At 72.2% G+C, this 4,645-nt stretch carries 3 protein-coding genes; 2 read left to right on the plus strand and 1 reads right to left on the minus strand.

Annotation, left to right across the window (positions count from 1 at the left end; all coding sequences use genetic code 11):
- Positions 1–288: 288 nt before the first annotated feature.
- Entirely contained in the window at positions 289–1,692 is a 1,404-nt protein-coding gene (locus ACFWEP_RS31920; protein WP_387375368.1) for a cystathionine beta-synthase, read from the minus strand.
- A gap of 156 nt (positions 1,693–1,848) precedes the next feature.
- On the opposite strand from ACFWEP_RS31920, the gene ACFWEP_RS31925 reads away from it, so the two are divergent.
- Together ACFWEP_RS31925 and ACFWEP_RS31930 are read left to right on the plus strand one after the other, a co-directional pair.
- Positions 1,849–3,018, plus strand: coding sequence for an SGNH/GDSL hydrolase family protein (locus tag ACFWEP_RS31925; protein WP_387375371.1), 1,170 nt, complete (start codon positions 1,849–1,851; stop codon positions 3,016–3,018).
- Between the two features lie 295 nt (positions 3,019–3,313).
- Positions 3,314–4,534, plus strand: a complete 1,221-nt coding sequence (locus tag ACFWEP_RS31930; protein ID WP_387375370.1) for an acetyl-CoA C-acetyltransferase — start codon at positions 3,314–3,316, stop codon at positions 4,532–4,534.
- Positions 4,535–4,645: the final 111 nt, after the last annotated feature.

A 4,645-nucleotide genomic window follows, 5' to 3' on the forward strand; every position in this document is an offset into this window, starting at 1 on the left:
TCACCACACGGCCCAAGCATGTCGCGGGGACCGCCGCACCCCCGGTCGCCCGGGGGGCGGGACGACGGCGGTCCCCGCGAGGGACGCGGTCCGGGTCAGGGCCGGGCGCTCGCGTCCTGGCGACTGTGGAGGTCCGGGAGCCGCTCCGTAGTCCATGTCGCCGTTTCGGGTGCCGGCGGGTTTCCCTGCCGACACCCATCAATCTGCCTGATCCGTGTTAAGCGGGTGCTGCGTGGACGTGACGCGCTCGTACCAGTTCTGCGACGACCCTTTCCCGGGTCGGGCGCGTCAGGCGGTGACGCCGCTCTCCTCGGCCAGGAAGGAGAGGAGATCCTGCCTGCTCACGACCCCCTTGGGCTTGCCCTCGACCAGCACGATCGCGGCGTCGGCCGCGCCGGAGCCGCTGAGCACGGCCATCAGGTCCTCGACCGGTTCGCCCGATCCGACCTGGGGGAGCGGCTCCGACATGTGCTTTTCCAGCGGGTCGGTGAGCTGGGCGCGCTTGGTGAACAGGGCGTCCAGCAGTTCCCGCTCGACGACCGAGCCGACGATCTCGGCGGCCATCACGTCGGGGTGTCCGGCGCCGGGCTTCACGATCGGCATCTGGGAGACGCCGTACTCGCGCAGGACCTCGATGGCCTGGCCGACCGTCTCGTCCGGGTGCATGTGGACGAGCGAGGGCATCGGGCCCTCCTTGTGGGCGAGCACCGCGTCGACGCGGGCGGAGGGGCCGGCGTCCTCCAGGAAGCCGTAGTCCGCCATCCACTCGTCGTTGAAGATCTTGCTCAGGTAGCCGCGTCCGCTGTCGGGCAGCAGGACGACCACGACGTCGTCCGGGCCGAGTCGCCGGGCGACCTCCAGCGCGGCGACGACCGCCATGCCGCAGGAGCCGCCGACGAGCAGCCCCTCCTCCTTGGCGAGGCGGCGGGTCATCTGGAAGGAGTCCTTGTCCGAGACGGCGACGATCTCGTCCGTGACGGTCCGGTCGTAGGCGGACGGCCAGAAGTCCTCGCCGACGCCTTCCACCAGGTACGGGCGCCCGGAGCCGCCGGAGTAGACCGAGCCCTCCGGGTCGGCGCCGACCACGGTCACCGAGCCGTCGCTGATCTCCTTCAGATAGCGGCCGGTTCCGGTGATGGTGCCGCCGGTGCCGACGCCCGCGACGAAGTGGGTGATCCGCCCCTCCGTCTGCTCCCACAGTTCGGGACCGGTGGTCTCGTAGTGGGAGCGGGGGTTGTTCGGGTTGGAGTACTGGTCGGGCTTCCAGGCTCCGGGGGTCTCACGGACCAGCCGGTCGGAGACGTTGTAGTACGAGTCGGGGTGCGAGGGATCGACGGCCGTCGGGCAGACGACGACCTCGGCGCCGTACGCGCGCATCACGTTGATCTTGTCCGTGGACACCTTGTCCGGGCAGACGAAGACGCATTTGTACCCCTTCTGCTGCGCGACGATCGCGAGGCCGACGCCGGTGTTGCCGCTCGTCGGCTCGACGATGGTGCCGCCGGGCCGCAGTTCGCCGCTCCGCTCGGCCGCCTCGATCATGCGCAGCGCGATGCGGTCCTTCACCGAGCCGCCAGGGTTGAAGTACTCGACCTTGGCCAGGACGGTCGCCTGAATGCCGGCCGAGACGTTCCGCAGTCTGACCAGCGGGGTGTTGCCGACAAGACTGATCATCGAATCGTGGAATTTCACCGTGTACTCCGGGATCTCCGAGATGGTCCGGCTCAGAGTATGCGTACGGGCACCACATTGGGCGAAGCGATTGGGCGCAGCCCCCTGCGGGGCAGGTAGGTACGTGTACGGCTGAGTGGCGAGAAGGAGGTGGACCGCACGGTGTCGACGGCAAGAGTGGCCCGGCGGATCGCGGCGGGCGCCGCGTTCGGCGGCGGCAGCATCGGGCTCATCGGGGCGGCGACGGTCGGCCTCGTACTGGCCGAGGTGCAGCTCGCGAAGCGGCAGGTGGGCGGCGGTACGGCCCCGGTTCCACCGAGTGCGGACGGACGGTACGGCGTCGCCTTCGCCGGTCCCGCCGACCCGCTCCGACTGGCTCTGCTCGGTGACTCCACGGCGGCCGGGCAGGGGGTGCGGCGGGCCGGCCAGACGCCGGGGGCGCTGCTCGCCTCGGGGCTGGCGGCGGTCGCCGAGCGGCCGGTGGACATGCGCAACGTGGCCCTTCCGGGGGCCAGGTCGGACGATCTGGAGCGGCAGGTGGCGCTGTTGCTGGCCGATCCGTCGCGGTATCCGGACGTCTGCGTGATCATGATCGGCGCGAACGACGTCACCCACCGGATGCCCGCGACACAGTCGGTGCGCTGTCTGACCACCGCCGTGCGCAGGCTGCGGACGGCGGGCGCGGAGGTGGTCGTGGCGACCTGCCCGGACCTCGGCACGATCGAGCCGGTCTACCAGCCGTTGCGGTACCTGGCCCGCCGGGTCAGCCGGCAGCTGGCCGCGGCCCAGACGATCGGCGCGGTGGAGCAGGGCGGGCGCACGGTCTCGCTGGGCGACCTGCTGGGGCCGGAGTTCGAGGCCAACCCGCGCGAGCTCTTCGGACCGGACAACTACCACCCCTCGGCCGAGGGGTACGCCACCGCGTCGATGGCGGTCCTGCCGACGCTCTGCGCGGTGCTCGGGCTCTGGCCGGAGACGGACCACCTCGACGGTTCCCGGCGCGAGGACATGCTGCCGGTGGCGAAGGCCGCCTCGCAGGCGGCCCGGGAGGCCGGTACGGAGGTCACGGGGGCGCGTGCTCCCTGGGCCCTGCTCAAGCACCGCAGGCGCCGGCGTCTGCCCGCGCACACCGAACCCCACCCGCACCCGGAGCACTCCGGGGAGCACGCGCCGGAGCACCTGGAGCCCTCGGGGGAGCGCCCGCAGGACGTTCCGGACCGGCGCGAGGGGCGGGACGGGCGGGAGTCCGGCGGGACCGGCCCCGCACCCCGCACCACCGGTTCCGGCCCCGCCGCCCCCGGGGCGGGCGCGGACGCGCGGGCGCGGGCGGCCCGGCGGCGCCCGTGAGCGGGACGGCGACCGGCCTGCGGAAAGCCGGGCGGGCACCGGGCGGGAAGGCTGAGCAAGCACCGCCCGGGAAGGCTGAGCAAGCGCTTAGAAAAGAGGTCCGCATCACACGGTCAGGCCGGTGACCCCGGCCTGACGTACGGGTAACTTCCCAGACAGTGATGCCGGAACGGTCCGGCGGGGTCCACCGTCCGGCGGTGGTTCCGGCGGGTCCGTCCGCCCGGCCGTCCGGTCGCGTTCCGCCCGGCCACGGCCGTCCCGTCGTTGAGCCTTCTCGTCCCCATGGAGCCGCGTGATGCCCGAAGCCGTGATCGTCTCTGCCGCCCGTTCGCCCATCGGCCGCGCCTTCAAGGGGTCGCTCAAGGACCTGCGGGCCGACGACCTGACCGCCACCATCATCCAGACCGCGCTGGCGAAGATCCCCGAGCTGGACCCGAGGGACATCGACGACCTGATGCTCGGCTGCGGCCTTCCCGGCGGCGAGCAGGGCAACAACCTGGGCCGCGTCGTCGCCGTGCAGATGGGGATGGACCACCTGCCGGGCTGTACGGTCACCCGCTACTGCTCGTCCTCGCTCCAGACCAGCCGCATGGCGCTGCACGCCATCAAGGCCGGCGAGGGCGACGTCTTCATCTCGGCCGGTGTCGAGATGGTCTCCCGCTTCGCCAAGGGGAACTCCGACAGCCTGCCGGACACCCGCAACCCGCTCTTCGCCGAGGCCGAGGCGCGTACCGCCGCCCGTGCCGAGCACTCCGGCAGCGACTGGCACGACCCGCGCGAGGACGGGCTGGTCCCGGACGCGTACATCTCGATGGGACAGACCGCCGAGAACCTCGCCCGCCTCAAGGGCGTCAGCCGCGCGGAGATGGACGAGTTCGGCGTACGGTCCCAGAACCTCGCCGAGGAAGCCCTGAAGAACGGTTTCTGGGAGCGCGAGATCACCCCCGTCACCACCCCGGACGGCACGGTCGTCTCCAAGGACGACGGCCCGCGCGCGGGCGTCACGCTGGAGGGCGTCTCCGGGCTGAAGCCGGTCTTCCGTCCCGACGGCCTGGTCACCGCCGGCAACTGCTGCCCGCTCAACGACGGCGCCGCGGCCCTCGTGATCATGTCCGACACCAAGGCCCGCGAGCTGGGCCTGACCCCGCTCGCCCGGATCGTCTCCACCGGCGTCTCCGGCCTCTCCCCCGAGATCATGGGATACGGGCCGGTCGAGGCCAGCAAGCAGGCTCTGAAGCGCGCCGGCCTCACCGTGGACGACATCGACCTCGCCGAGCTCAACGAGGCCTTCGCCGCCCAGGTCATCCCCTCCTACCGGGACCTCGGCCTGCCGCTGGAGAAGGTCAACGTCAACGGCGGGGCCATCGCGGTCGGCCACCCCTTCGGCATGACCGGCGCCCGCATCACCGGCACCCTGATCAACAGCCTCCAGTTCCACGACAAGCAGTTCGGACTGGAGACCATGTGCGTCGGCGGCGGCCAGGGCATGGCCATGGTCATCGAGCGCCTCAGCTGAACCCGGCAGAACCGGCCGGTGGCGCACCGGGCGGCCGGAGCCGGTCGGGGGATTCCCTCCCCCCACCCGCGCCCCGCGCAAAAGCCCCACCCGGCCCCGGCCCCGGGCCGG

It is taken from the genome of Streptomyces sp. NPDC060198 (genome assembly GCF_042728415.1).
In the GTDB taxonomy this organism is placed as follows: Bacteria; Actinomycetota; Actinomycetes; order Streptomycetales; family Streptomycetaceae; genus Streptomyces.

Bases quoted from the DNA above. Each gene is read 5' to 3' on its own strand.
- ACFWEP_RS31930 (WP_387375370.1), top strand. From the start codon at position 3,314: ATGCCCGAAGCCGTGATCGTCTCTGCCGCCCGTTCGCCCATCGGCCGC.